At 31.7% G+C, this 14,317-nt stretch carries 6 protein-coding genes; all 6 read left to right on the top strand.

Going from position 1 to position 14,317, the window contains the following annotated elements; translation table 11 throughout:
• The coding region (locus EUBIFOR_RS00495) for an Ig-like domain-containing protein (RefSeq protein ID WP_003863917.1) at nt 1-6,099 on the top strand (6,099 nt) is incomplete at its 5' end.
• A 99-nt stretch (nt 6,100-6,198) separates the two neighbouring features.
• Nucleotides 6,199-7,959 (top strand): NTP transferase domain-containing protein, encoded by a 1,761-nt coding sequence (locus EUBIFOR_RS00490; protein ID WP_003863916.1) that lies wholly within the window; start codon nt 6,199-6,201, stop codon nt 7,957-7,959.
• Nucleotides 7,947-8,660 carry an NTP transferase domain-containing protein gene (locus tag EUBIFOR_RS00485; RefSeq protein WP_003863915.1) on the top strand — a complete coding sequence of 238 codons (714 nt, stop codon included), beginning with the start codon at nt 7,947-7,949 and terminating at the stop codon, nt 8,658-8,660. Before EUBIFOR_RS00490 ends, EUBIFOR_RS00485 begins: the two co-directional genes overlap by 13 nt.
• Nucleotides 8,657-10,153: a BCCT family transporter gene (locus EUBIFOR_RS00480; RefSeq protein WP_003863914.1), complete on the top strand. Its 1,497-nt coding sequence runs from the start codon at nt 8,657-8,659 to the stop codon at nt 10,151-10,153. The genes EUBIFOR_RS00485 and EUBIFOR_RS00480 overlap by 4 nt, the downstream gene beginning before the upstream one ends.
• 459 nt (nt 10,154-10,612) lie before the next feature.
• The gene (locus EUBIFOR_RS00475) at nt 10,613-11,647 is read left to right on the top strand and encodes a hypothetical protein (protein ID WP_003863913.1); all 1,035 of its coding nucleotides are present in this window, start codon (nt 10,613-10,615) and stop codon (nt 11,645-11,647) included.
• An 18-nt stretch (nt 11,648-11,665) separates the two neighbouring features.
• Nucleotides 11,666-13,150: a hypothetical protein gene (locus EUBIFOR_RS00470; RefSeq protein ID WP_003863912.1), complete on the top strand. Its 1,485-nt coding sequence runs from the start codon at nt 11,666-11,668 to the stop codon at nt 13,148-13,150.
• Nucleotides 13,151-14,317: the final 1,167 nt, after the last annotated feature.

The raw sequence follows: 14,317 nt of genomic DNA, 5'->3' as shown, positions 1-14,317 counted from the left end.
ACTTCAGATACAACTTTTTATGCGAAATACGCAAAATTAGTTAAGGTAACTTTTGATGCTGGAAAAGGACATTTTGATAATAATGAAACTATCGCAACAAGAAACTATTTAGAATATGAATATGCACAATTTAATGCACCTGTCGCTCCAGATGGACTAGTTTTTTGTGGATGGTATGATGCGAATGGAAATAATATAAATGATATTCAATTAACAAAGGATATTACTGTTTATGCCAAGTATGGACATAGCGTAAAAGTAACTTTTGATGCAAAAGAAGGTAGTTTTGAGGATGGCACAAATAAGGCTGAAAAGGAAATAGCAGAAGGAACCTATGCATCATATAGTAATCCAACTCCACCTGAAGGATTCCGCTTTTTAGGATGGTTTGATAAGGATGGGGTTCCTATATATCAAAATCGTGTAGAAAAAGATACCATTTTTTATGCGAAATATGCGAAGGTTTATAATGTTATTTTTGATGCCAAAGAAGGTCATTTTGAAGATGGAAGCACAACATTTACCACTGAGACAACAGAAAATGGGTACTATCCTTATTGTCCGACTCCTGTGGGTCCAGATGGTATGATGTTTGTTGGTTGGTATGATGTGAATGGAAAATCAATGTATGAGTGTACGATTGATCAAAAAATGACTTTTTATGCAAAATACGCAAAAGCTTATGATGTGACATTTGATGCGCAAGAGGGTCATTTTGAAGATGGAGAAAAGAAAGTAGTTATAAAGTCATATGAAGGACATTCATTCTATCCAGGTACCATTATTGCTCCAGAAGGCAAAGTTTTTGATGGTTGGTATGATGAAAATGGAAATAAAATAAATGATAGTGAGTATAAAGGGAATACGACTTATTATGCGCATTATAAAGATGCGATTACGATCACTTTAGAGCCAAATGGTGGAACAGGGAATTCAATTCAATATAAGCTTGGTGTAGGGGATTATCAATATTTTAGTTATTCTAATTCATATTTTACACACCCTGATGGTAAAGTATTAGTTGGATTCAAAGATAAAAAGACGGGTAAAACATATGCTCTTGACAGCGGGGATCAATTCTATAAAGATGTAACGTTATATGCGCAATGGGCTGATCCAGTTACAGTAACGTTTGATTGTAATGGTGGATCAACTGATAAGGGTAGCTTAATCAAAGAAACTTGTGGTAAGAATAGTGGATTACCTTATGATTCAACTTTACATCAAACGCCTGTAAAGAAAGGTAAGATATTTACAGGTTGGCACATTGGTTCTGTTGATGGTCCTAAGTTAGAAATATATAATGCTACTTTTGATAAAGATACAGTTCTTTATGCATCTTATACAGATGCGGTTACACTAACAATCAATTATGAAGGATTGAATCAGGAATCGACTACGGTTGATGTTGCCAAGAATGAAAATGTCATTATTCAAAATTATGTAAATATACCAGATGATAAGTATATTGCATGCTATAAGATTGATGGTGTTACTACAGGTATTGATACATATCAAAGTGTTGTTTTTGATAAGGACACAACAATAACTGTGGTTCTTGCTAACAAAATTAAATTAACATATGATTCAAATGGAGCTGGATTTGATGCTGTAACGCAAACTGTGTCAAAAACGAATCTATATGGTGGTATTTTTAATAATGTGTTTGGTAAAACTCCAGAAGGAAAGTATTTAGCTGGTTGGGCTGTAGGTTCTCCTGATGGAAAGGTCTATACTTCAACGGCTTATGGTGTGCCATTTAGTGAAGATACAACGTTGTATGCTGTTTGGAAAGATGGTTGTACAATTAACGTGGATTTAGGTGATGGTGATGGTGCTGATGGTTATGCTCAAAGTGGTAAAACAGTTAAGAAGGGGACTTCAATTCGTCTTGATAATATCGCAATTACACAACCTTTAGAGGGTAAAGAATTAGTTGGTTGGCGTATTGATGATAATGAAAAAATCATTGATAAATATGCATATTATGTTGTTAACAAAGATATTACTTTGCATGCGGTATGGGCAGATATGATTACGGTTACTGTACAAGATCCAGAAACGGATGAAGTATTGTATACGAGTCAAATCGCCAAAGGAACATCTTTTAATGAGGGATATAAAGTAGAAAATCATCTTCCTGAAGGAAAATCATTATTTGGATGGACTTTAGATAAGAATAAAAAGGATGTAATTGATTTATATAAGACAAAATTTGATAAGGATGTTGTTTTATATCCAATCTATGTAGATAGTGTAAAAGTAACATTAGATTGGGGCAATGATGGTGGAAGCGGACATCTGTTTGGTTCAAACTCAAATACTTTTGAGTCTGGAAAAGGTTTAGCATTAGATGGTTTTAACTTTAATGTTCAATCCACTCCAAAAGGAAAGAAATTAGCTGGATTCAGAATTGATGATACTAATCAAATTATTGATGTGAGTGATTCATATGCACAGGCAAATGGTAATTATATTATTAATCAAGATACGACTTTGCATGCGGTTTGGAAGGATTCTGTAATAGTTACTTTTAATGCGAATGGTGAAAAGTTTGAAAATAATCAAGAAATAATGAAAATAGATTATATAAAAGGTTATTCAAACTATAATGGTTCTGGAACTCCTTGGGAACAAAAGAATTTAAAAGGTACAAAAGTTATTACTGGATGGAGAATTGGATCACCAAGTGGACCGTTATTAAAGAATACACGATATAGTGAATTTGATTCAGATCAGACATATTATGCAGTATGGAGTGATTTATTTACTATTACTTTTAAAAACAATGGTGTTAAGGTAGCTGAGTTTAACAATACAAATGCTTGGACATTAAAGAATATATATTATCGAATGACTACAGATCAAACAATACTTTCTGATTTTGATGATGAACTTTTAGTTGGTTGGTATAACGTGGAAACTGGTGAAAAGCTTACGGAAGATACAGTTTTCACAAAGGACTGTGTATTTGAAGCAAGAACGGAAAAGAAACCAGTAAAAGTTATATTAGACTACAATGGTGGTTTTGGTGAATTAAAAGAAGTCACTACAATGGGTGGTTATTTCACAAATGAAATGTTAAGTGATCCTTATCTTGAGGCACCTAAAAATAAAGTGTTTGTAGGATGGTCACTTGAAAAAGATGGGGCTGTTTTAAAAAATTATAACTATAGTCCTTTCTATGTGGACAAAGACACTACTTTATATGCAAAATATGAAGATGAAATTACAGTAACAATTCATAATAAGGACGATGTTTATACGCAAAAAGTTCCTGTTAATGAATGGTTGATGTTTTTAGCTGGAGATAAATGCGAAATTGAAGGAAAAACATATTATTCGGGTCAGCCAATTAAATTCACTAAGAATGTAGATGTGTATATTAAAAATAGTTCAAATTCTTCAAGCGTTAGAGTAAGCTATAAAGATTTGACAAAAATAAATGGCTATGGCATGGCTTATTCTGATGAGTTTATTACATGGTCTAATCTCCCATTTAGTGTTTGTGAAAATAGTGGTACAGAAATAAAGATTGAATTAAATGAAGAATTTATACCAGAGGGTATGGTATTTGATAAGTGGGTTACTGAAGGAAATATTACAGTAAAGGATCCTACAAGCAAAAAGACAACGTTTACCATGCCTAAAGCAGAAAATGGTAAAAGATATGAAATTTATGCGACATTTAAAAAGGAGGCTCCAATTCAATTTGAAAAGGATTCTGTAGAATTAACGAAGGGAGAAAGAAGTCAACTTAAGATTAATGGAGATTATGAAACACTAACATGGTCAAGTAGTGATCCGACTACTGTTCAAGTAGATCAAAGTGGTCATATTCATGCGGTTAAGAGTGGTAAAGCTACAATTCGTGTTACAGATCAAAAGGGTAAACGTATTGAGTGTGTTGTAACTGTTACGAATAAGTTGAAGAGTTTATCTTTAAGTGAAAATAAACTTGAATTAAAGGGTAAAACAGATAAGAAATTGAGCGTGACTTTAACACCTAGTGATGCAGACGATGAAAAGCTTACTTGGTCTAGTAGTGATGAAAAAGTTGTTAAGGTAAGTAATGATGGTACTGTAACGACTGTATCTTGTGGTGAAGCAACAATTACAGTGAAGAGTGAGAGTGGTTTAACAGATAGTTGTAAAGTTACAGTGAGTCATGATTGGAAATTGGATTCTAAGGTGGATGCAACGGTAGATAAAGAGGGTAAAAAAGTCTATAAGTGTACTTTGTGTAATGAAACGAAGGAAGAAGTCATTCCAAAATTGAATGGTAAATGGGTGACAGATAGTAATGGTAAGTGGTATCAATATTCGGACGGTACTTATGAAAAATCTGGATTTAAAGAAATGAATGGTAAAACTTATTATTTCCAAAGTAATGGTTATGTAAAAAATGGCTGGTTGTTATTAAATAATAGTTGGTATATGTTTAATGCTGATGGATCTATGATTACTGGATGGCATGGTGATTATTATTTTGATGAAAATGGTAAGATGAAGGCAAATGCATTCGTAGAGGGTTATTATCTTGGTGCTGATGGTAAGTATGTAAAAAATAAATGGATTAAAGATGGTGGAAAAGACTACTTTATGGATGCCAATGGTAAAGTTAAAAAGAATGATTGGCAAGGGGCTTATTATCTTGGAACAGATGGAGTTATGATGACAAATGCATTTACTCCAGATGGATTCTATGTAGGAGCTGATGGTGCTTACTACACAAATCGTTGGTTCAAAGATCATAAAAATGATTATTTTGTGAATGCAGCAGGTAAAGTTGTTAAAAATGCTTGGCAAGGTGCTTACTATCTAGGTAAAAATGGAGCCATGTTAACAAATACATTTACTCCAGATGGATACTATGTAGGAGAAAATGGTGCATATCTAACAAATACTAAGATCAATGTAGATGGTAAAGACTACTATTTGAATGCAGTTGGTAAAGTAGCTAAAAACCAATGGGTTGGTGATTATTATTTAGATGAAAATGGTAATGTTGTTAAAAATTCATGGGCAGGAAGCTATTGGTGTGGTGAAGATGGTAAGTATGTCATAAATACATTTACACCTGATGAATATTATTGTGGTAGTGATGGAGTCTATGTCAGAAATCGTTGGATTAAAGTGGATGGAAAAGATTACTATATGAATGGCTACGGTAAGATGGCCAAGAATACATGGTCTGGTGCTTACTATTTAGGAGCTGATGGTGTCATGATGACCAATGCATTTACTAAAGATAATTATTATGTTGGAAATGATGGCGCATATTATAGAAGTCGTTGGTTTAAGCATAAGGGTAAAGACTACTATGTAGATGGTAATGGTCATGTTGTTAAAAATGCTTGGATTGGATCGTATTATTTAGGTGAAGATGGGGCCATGCTTACAAATACATTTACTCCAGATGGATATTATGTAGATGCAGATGGTTTATGGTCCCCATCAAAATGGATTCAATCCGGAAGTTATTGGTGGTATAGACATTCGGATGGGACATATACTACAAATGATTTTGAAAACATCAATGGTCAAACGTATTACTTTGATGCAAGTGGCTATATGGTAACAGGATGGAAACAGATTGGTTCGGATTGGTATTATTTCAATAGTGCAGGAGTCATGGTAAAAGATGCTTGGGTTGGTAACTATTATTTTGAAAGCGATGGAAAGATGGCTACAAACAAGTGGATTGGCATTTACTATGTAGGTGAGGATGGATGTGTTGTTACTAATCAATGGATTGGTGTATATTATGTTGGCTCAAATGGAGCAATGGCTACAGGATGGCAATGCATATCTGCACAATGGTATTACTTCGATTCGAATGGTATATATCAAACGGGTGAACGTTATTTAGGTGGTGAATATTATTATTTTAACAGTCAAGGTGTAATGCAGACGGGAACAGCAGAAGATGGATGGGAATATAATAGTTCCGGACAAAGAATGGTCTATTGGTCAAGACGTTCTAACAATCCGATTTATCATCGTACGCCAGATAATATTAGTCCTAAAAATCTAGTTCGTGGAACATATTCGCAAGCGGTTGCTGCAGGTAAAACAAATCGTTGCAAAACTTGTTAATGATTATTTAGATGTATTTGATAGTCGGGAATGCAATTTAATTTGCATTCCTTTTCTTTTTGTACTACAATGTTCACATAATAAGGAGAAAACAATTATATGAACATTGTCGATAAAAGTGTTTTAAAGAAAATATATGAGCTTGGAAAGGTGAGTCAGCGTCATTTGGCGGATGTATGTGGTTATTCTTTAGGAAAAATCAACCAGTCGATTCAATTTCTTCAAAATAATGAGTATATAGATTCGAAATGGAATCTCACAGATAAGAGTCAAGTTTTGATTAAATCCTATAAGCCTAAAAAAGCTATTATTTTAGCGGCTGGTTTAGGCATGCGTATGGTTCCTATTAATACGGAGGTGCCTAAGGCTTTATTAAAAGTAAAAGGACAAACATTAATTGAACGTTTGATTCGTCAACTTCATGAAGTGGGTGTGTATGACATTTGTGTTGTTGTTGGATTTATGAAGGAAGAGTTTGAATTCTTGATTGATGATTATAATGTGAGTTTGGTTTGTAACATGGAATATGCAAGAAAGAATAATATGTATTCATTAGATCTTGTGAATTCAAATTTAGAGAATACATATATTGTTCCTTGTGATATTTGGTGTGAAGAAAATCCGTTTAGTGCTTGTGAATTGTATTCTTGGTACATGATTAAAAATGAGGAAACATTGAATACTTCGGTTCGTTTAAATAAAAAATTTGAACTTGCTAAGACTAAGATGAATGAAGTGGGGGATACAATGATTGGTATTTCTTATATTTCATTTATGGATGCTCCATTCATTCGTAAGCGTATTTCTTCTATGTCTTGTCAAAGAGAGTATGAACATGCTTTTTGGGAAGATGCTTTGTATGTCAAGGATAAGATGATAGTTTCTCCTTATGTCTTTAATAAGGCTTATGAAGTGAATACTTATGAACAATTAAGGGATTTGGATGAGGATACGGAAACCTTAAATTCGCATTTGATGCAGATTATTAGTGATACGCTTCATTGTGAATTGAGTGACATTCAATCGATTTATCCTTTAAAGAAGGGTATGACCAATCGTTCCTTTAGTTTTGAAGTGAATTCAAAACGATATATTATGCGTGTTCCAGGTGAAGGTACGGATAAGTTAATTAATCGAAGACATGAATATGATGTGTATCAAGTGATCAAAGATGAGCATATTTGTGATCCCGTTATTTATATGAATCCAGATAATGGATATAAGATTACAGAATATATTGAGGATGCACATGCTTGTGATCCAACTTATTTTGGAGATGTTCGTGATTGTATGAAAAAGCTTCGTGCTTTCCATAATAAAAAATTAAAAGTGAATCATACTTTTGAAGTATTTGAAGAATTAGAAAAGTATGAATCGTATTGGCAGGGTGCTCCTAGTATTTATAGGGATTATAAAGAAACAAAGAAACATATTTATGAATTAAAGGAATTTGTGGATGGTCAAACTAAAGAGTGGGGCTTATCTCATATTGATTCAGTACCAGATAATTTCTTGTTTTCAAAAGATGAATTGTATTTAATTGATTGGGAATATGCGGGTATGCAAGATCAGCATATTGATATTGCGATGTTTGCGATTTATTCGCTTTATGATCGCAATGATGTGGAAACATTGATCGATTTATATTTTGACAATGACTGTGATGACATTGTTCGAATTAAGATTTATGCCTATATTGCCATTTGTGGCTTATTATGGAGCAATTGGTGTGAATATAAGCGTAACTTAGGCGTTGAGTTTGGTGAATATTCATTAAAACAATATCGTTACGCTAAAGAATATTATCGAATCGTAAAAGAAATGTTGGAAGAAAGAGGAATGTGTTTATGTTCAAAGTAGAAAAAGCCATTATTATGGCGGCTGGGTTTGGTTCTCGTATGAGTCCTTTAACGCTTGAAACACCAAAACCACTAGTCAAAGTGAATGGCGTAAGAATGATTGATACTGTCATTGATGCACTTCATAAGAATGGTATTTATGAAATCTATGTTGTGGTGGGGTATTTAAAAGAACAATTCTACAGTTTGGAAGAGGAATATAAAGGATTAAAAGTCATTAACAATCCTTATTTTGATACTTGTAACAACATTGCCTCATTATATGTAGCAAGAGACTATATAGAAAATGCCATTATTCTTGATGGAGATCAAATTATTTTTAATCCAGAAATACTAAAACCAGAATTTGAGCGTTCAGGCTATAACAGTGTGTATGTTGATAATGGTACTGACGAATGGCTACAACAAGTAGAGAATGGTATTGTCACTTCTTGTAGTCGTACGGGTGGTTTAAAGGGTTGGCAACTTTATAGTATTTCAAGATGGAATAGTCAAGATGGAAAACAATTAAAACAAGATTTGGAATATGAATTTGATACGAAACAAAATCGCCAGATCTATTGGGATGATGTGGCTATGTTTTGTCATCCAGAACACTACCAATTGGGTGTTATGCCAATGAAAAAAGAGGATGTAGTAGAAATTGATGGATTGGATGAATTGATTGAAATGGATTCAAGTTACAGGGGGTACAAACAATGAAAAACAAAATAGATTGGATGATTACACTATTACCATTATGTCTGATTCTAGTATTATGTTTTGTTTTCTTTGTAGCTCCAGAACAATCCAATGTAGTATTAAGCCAAATTCGCTTCTTTTTTGGAGATACATTTGGAAGTTATTATTTGATTATAGGACTAGGAATCTTCTTATTATCTATTTACATTGCCTTTTCTAAATATGGCGATATTGTCTTAGGTGAAAAAAAAGAAAAACCAAAATACTCATTCTTTGCGTGGGGTTCTATGATGTTTACATGTGGTCTTGCAGCCGATATTTTATTCTATTCCTTTTCAGAGTGGGTGATGTACGCATCGGATCCACATATCAAAGAAATGGGAAGCATTCAACAATGGGCGGGTGTCTATCCATTATTTCACTGGAGTTTAATTCCTTGGAGCTTTTATTTAGTGTTAGCCGTAGCCTTTGGTTTTATGCTTCACGTTAGAAAAAGAAATCGCCAAAAATATTCAGAAGCATGTCGACCATTACTTGGTAAATATACAGATAAATGGCCAGGAAGAATCATTGATTTATTAGCTGTATTTGCTCTTCTTGCAGGAACAGCTACTACCTTTAGTGTTGCCACTCCTTTAATGGCAACAATTATTCAAGACTTATTCCATTTAACTGTAAGTCGAACTGCTATTAATATTGTAATTCTAATCATTACATGTATTGTATATACATATTCATTACTACATGGCTTTAAAGGCATTAGTCGTTTGGCAAACCTTTGTATCTACTTCTTCTTTGGTTTATTAGCCTTCGTCTTATTGTTTGGTGGACAAGCTCGTTATATTATTGAAACTGGATTAAACTCACTTGGAACGATGGTAGAAAACTTCATTGGACTATCGACATTTACAGATCCATTACGAAGTACAAACTTTCCACAAAATTGGACTATTTATTATTGGGCATATTGGATGGTATGGTGTGTTGCTGCTCCATTCTTCATTGGAAGTATTTCAAGAGGAAGAACCGTTAGACAAACGATTCTTGGAGGATATGTATTTGGTGTAGGATCTACACTGATTAGTTTTATTGTTCTAGGAAACTACTCCATGGGACTTCAAATGCATGGCATTGCCGATTTCATGGCACAATATGCCAAGACTGGTGACTTATATGGCATGATCGTAGACATTATTAAAACACTTCCTTGTGCACCACTTGTTATGGTTGCCGTATTATTTACAATGATTGCCTTCTATGCGACTAGCTTTGATTCTATTGCACTAACGGCTTCATGTTATTGCTATCATGAATTAAAAGAAGATGAAATGCCACACAAAACGCTTCAATTGATGTGGTGTATTCTATTGATTCTTCTTCCAATCGCATTATTGTTTGCACAAAGTTCAATGAATAACTTACAAAGTGTGAGTATTATTGCAGCCTTCCCAATAGGTATTGTCATAGTCATGATTGCACTTAGTTTCTTAAAGGATGCTAAACCAAAAGATTAGATGTGTCTTAAAAGGATACATCTTTTTAATTTATTTTGAAATGATTAATGCTACATGTTCATATAATCGACATTATTGTTGTCAGTATAAGCTTTATCGTGTAGGTGTAAATGAAATGAAAAAAATTAAATATAAATAAGAAATTAAAATATTTAAATAAAGATCTTTTTGTTGTTTTTCAATTGATTGAAATGCAGCGATTTAGTCATACAATTTACAATTGTTAGTATGCCAAATACCGGCAATGCATCATATGAATTAATCCAAATATTTAAAATGAAAAATAAATAAAATTAAAGAGAATTAAGTTAGGGTTGCAATAAATGATTTACAAAATAAATAATAAAAAAAAGATATAAAGCTTTTTTTAATTAGCATACTAAGTTATAGAATATTGCCAATTTAAGCCTTATTCAAAATATGATATAATCTAAAAAAAGATTTTTAGGGGGATTATTTATGGAAATTGTTAATCAAACCATAAGAATTATTGATTATGAAAATAATAAAGTTTATAAAAGGGATACACCAGATGAGTTTTCCGAATATGTTAGACAGTTGGTGACATTCTTAAATAATAATACCTCAATTCGAGAATATCATACGCGATCGGTAAATACAGAAGTAATTAATTGTGTTTTGAATGTTATAAAAAATCAAATTGATGAAAAGCTTATGATAAACAATATAGATTCTATAGCTAATAGATTATTAATAAAAGAACAATCAGCACAGAATACGGTTGCACATATGACTAATGTACAAAAAGGAAGTTTGATTCAGGCTCTTTTGTATGACGATGAGAGAAATACATATACATATTTGTTAGCTAAAGTAGAGCATACAGATTTTGTGGATGATTCAGATTTTAGTTTTAAATCTGGGTTTTCAAAGGATATGAAGAATCTTTGGAAGTCATGTATATTTGAGATTGATGATTTAAATGCATCTGTTTTTCATGCAAAGGTATATTCCAATACTAAAGCAAAATACTGGCATGATGATTTTTTGGAGTTAGATCAATGTACAAATGATGAAGTAAATACCGATAAAGCGTTTCGTGCAATTGATGGCGTATTGACTAGAAATATAAAAAATAATGCTCCTAGAGATCATACTTTATTAAGAAATGCTTTAATTTCATATTTTAAGTCAAATGATTATATTGATTATGATACTATGATACAAAGTGTTTTAGAAAATTATCACCCTGTTGAATTAGAACAAGAAAAAATGAATAAAGTCATTGAAAAAATTCATGAGTTACCGGATAAACACAAATTTGATAAACAGTTTAACACAGTGGCTTCCGTTATAAATGCGAAAATTAAAAGGGTATATGATGTTTGTTCAGGGGTGCAGTTAAAAATAACGGATGCTATTGATGACTTTGATAATACTATTACTGCATATAGAGATTTAGATGGAAATAAATATATAAAAATTAAAACAGATAATGAATTGACATTTAAAAAATTTTCAAATCAAGAGTGAAGCTAAGGAGGTGTTAGTATGCTTATTGAATTGATTCAAGCAATAGAAACAGATGACATTGTCGTGTCAGAAAGAATGAAAGTATATGAAGCCTCTTTTAAATTTGAAATACAAAAAGCTCCAAAATATGATTATTTTATAAATATATTAAGGTTTATTTCTAAGAGAGATAGAACTAGAATAACTTTGCAAGATGAGAGTGAGAGAATCTATGTCTTCTCGGAATCTGATAAAGATGGTTATAAAGAGTTTATTAATAATTCTTTGGATGATGAGATGATAGATGTAAAGATACGCATTGATAAAGAAGTAGTAGAAAATCATTTTTCAGTTTATTCATTTGATGATTTTGTTAATGATATTTTGTCCTTATCAGTAGAAGAAGTTATGATGTCATTTTCGTGTTTATTGAAGTTATCCCCGAATTTCTTAATATTTGATGTGTATAGTCCTATTGCAATGTTTTCTACAGAAACAATGTTTTTTATACCATACGGAAATGGGAAGATAAATATAGATTTTAATAGGATTCAAAGAATTCAAGATTGTAAAGAAGTTTCTTATTTTTATAATTTTGATATTTATGAAATATTGCCAGATGATTTTAAAATTACAATAGATTATGAAAATAATCCTTTAACAGAATTATTTCAAAAAATTAAGATGTTGTTATCAATAAGTTTTATTGCTACGTCCTCTTCAATAAATGGAACTCAACTCAAAGGAGTAATAAGTGGTCAACGAACAGCCGAATATTGCTGCGATATAAACCAATTGAAAAATAATGATATTTTATACAGTATATATAATTGGATATATATAGGAGGAAGCCAAATAGATAAGGCCATAATTGCTAGAAATGTTATTAGTCTTCATTGTAGGTATGTTTCAATAACAGAAATTGATGAAAAAGTTATGGCTTCGATTCAATCAAATTATAATCTTTACTTAAAAGAAAATGTAAAAGATTATTTAGAATTGAAAAATAAAGTTGCTGAGTTTATTAGTGATACTGTGTCTAAAACAGGAGAGTATGCAACAGGGCTGTTGGATAAATTTAAGAACAATGTAATTGCTATTTTTGGGTTTATATTCACAGTTATTTTAGCAAATATTGTGTCAGATCAACCATTAGATAATATTTTTACAAAAGAAATCACACTTTTAGTAGAATGTGTTTTAGTGGGTTCATTTATATATTTGGTTATTTGTTATTTTCAATTTAAATATGAGATTGATAAAGTGTATGAAAGTTATGAACGTTTAAAAGTAAATTATAAGGACATATTGACAGAGGATGATTTATTAGAAACATTTAAAAATGATGAAATGGCAATTAAAATGAAAAGGACAATTGATAAGTCAAAAAGAATATATTTAATTATATGGATTGCATTTTTAATACTAGCTTTTATTGTTGTAGAAATACTCAGTACAAGTCCAATATATAAGAGGTTATTTGATGGTATTCAAAATATGTTGAGATTAATTATAAAAAGATAATCTTTAAAAAACATCATTAACTTAATAATTATTTGTATGATATTCGATAAAAATGTTCTTTGAAAATTAAGACTAATATATCTTAATATAGTTTATAAATGTTATTTGACTCTGACAATATTTAATTATTCGATTAATCGCTTTAAATAAATGAAATGATGATGTACTACACATTATTGTAACACAATAAATTTGGATAGTTGGTGTTTTGTGAATTTGCTAACCAAGAATTTAAGCGAGAGTGGCATATACCCAAAAACAGTTTATAGATTAGATTAGGCTTGGACAACATTATATATTGTCCGGGCCCTTTTTTTTGCATGACTAAATTGAATGTAACAAAAAAAGATGTCCGAAGACATCTGTTTCTAATACAAGTTTATCTGCTGGCTGTCAGCCCATCGCTCATAGCGACAATGATTGGGATATTTTATCGACTTCTCATTGTCTGCAACTTTACTGGTGGTTGTCACCCCATCACTTATAGTGACCACGATTAGGATATTTTAACGACTTCCTATTGTCTTCAGCTTATAGTGCTTGTTCACTGAAGAAATTTCTATCTCCAGTAATAATTTACCATAAAATAATCGAAAAATATAGTATATCAAAAGCGTATAAACATAATTAAAATTTGTCCTGTTAACGTATTATTTCTAGCAACACACTATAATCCAATCGCATTACCGTCATCATGAATTAAAAGATAATGAAACAATTGATGTATTGTCGTTGTCAGTTTTATATAGGCTTAGATATAGATTGTTCATTTTAAATATGCGGTACAATGTCTTCGACGAAGGCGTGAGATGCGCACCCTGAAATCCTAACTCAACTTGATTGAGATGGAGGCCAGGCTTTTTAATGTTTCTAATTACTATAAATATTGCGCTAAAACCGATTTTAGTATAATGTAAACACAGATCAACTTACGAAGGATTAACGCTGGGGCCTAGAATGGGGTAGGTGAGTTATCATTGAGCATTCCTATGTGCTGGGGTTGGTCTTTTATTTTTTGTTGATAGACACATTTAATAAATTAGGATATAAAACTAAAATCAACACTCATACAACGTCTTGTATAAATTTATTTCTGGACATATATCTTTATTCCGAATACCGCTTAATATATTGTTGATTTTCATGAATTCATCTTGAAACATTTTA

This window comes from Holdemanella biformis DSM 3989 (assembly GCF_000156655.1).
In the GTDB taxonomy this organism is placed as follows: domain Bacteria; phylum Bacillota_I; class Bacilli_A; order Erysipelotrichales; family Erysipelotrichaceae; genus Holdemanella; species Holdemanella biformis.
Note: the sequence above shows the minus strand (reverse complement) of the source record. Positions and strands in the feature narration are given on the sequence as shown.

Coding starts and splice junctions, on each gene's coding strand:
- EUBIFOR_RS00490 (WP_003863916.1), top strand. CDS start 6,199: ATGAACATTGTCGATAAAAGTGTTTTAAAGAAAATATATGAGCTTGGA.
- EUBIFOR_RS00485 (WP_003863915.1), top strand. CDS start 7,947: ATGTTCAAAGTAGAAAAAGCCATTATTATGGCGGCTGGGTTTGGTTCT.
- EUBIFOR_RS00480 (WP_003863914.1), top strand. CDS start 8,657: ATGAAAAACAAAATAGATTGGATGATTACACTATTACCATTATGTCTG.
- EUBIFOR_RS00475 (WP_003863913.1), top strand. CDS start 10,613: ATGGAAATTGTTAATCAAACCATAAGAATTATTGATTATGAAAATAAT.
- EUBIFOR_RS00470 (WP_003863912.1), top strand. CDS start 11,666: ATGCTTATTGAATTGATTCAAGCAATAGAAACAGATGACATTGTCGTG.